Genomic DNA, 516 nt, shown 5'->3' with positions numbered 1-516 from the left:
GGGGGAGGCCTCGCGGCCTCCCCCTTTTTTGCGTTATATAAGCTGACATTTGCCCTATCTGTTTCAGGAGTGCTCGGATTGTCTTTAGTCGAGGGCATCGTTGCCGTCCGCGGTGAGGTAGAGCCGATCTTCTTGCTTATGTCGCTTTCTGGTGGCGCTCAGTCGGCTCCAGGGTTCTGTCGTCACGTTTATCCGGACGGATCTTATGCTCCTTATTTCCAGTAAATCAGTTAAGGGGTATTGTTTCAATTAAATACACTCCGCCAGCGGGGGCTCTATCTAATTAGTGATAGAGCCCCCGCTGGTGTTTTATAGGTTTGTTAACGTTGTCCTTCTATTTATGACGGGCTAACTAGCAGAGACCGACGAGGGTATAAAGATGCTATGTCTACAGTGGACAGCAAGATTCCCGAGGTCATACGGTCTGTCCATGGTTTATGACCAAATGTGTGACTCTGAGCAACTCGGAGCCAGCTAATTAATTTGTGAACAAAATATGGAGTGCGCGATTCCCGC

At 49.0% G+C, this 516-nt stretch carries 1 protein-coding gene; it reads left to right on the top strand.

What is annotated here, in order from left to right; all coding sequences use genetic code 11:
* Window positions 1–225: hypothetical protein (locus tag DWX39_RS11285; RefSeq protein ID WP_233512218.1), on the top strand; the 225-nt coding region annotated here is incomplete at its 5' end.
* Between the last annotated feature and the right edge of the window lie 291 nt (window positions 226–516).

The sequence above is a fragment of the Collinsella sp. AF19-1LB genome, from assembly GCF_003459655.1.
GTDB lineage: Bacteria > Actinomycetota > Coriobacteriia > Coriobacteriales > Coriobacteriaceae > Collinsella.
Note: the sequence above shows the minus strand (reverse complement) of the source record. Positions and strands in the feature narration are given on the sequence as shown.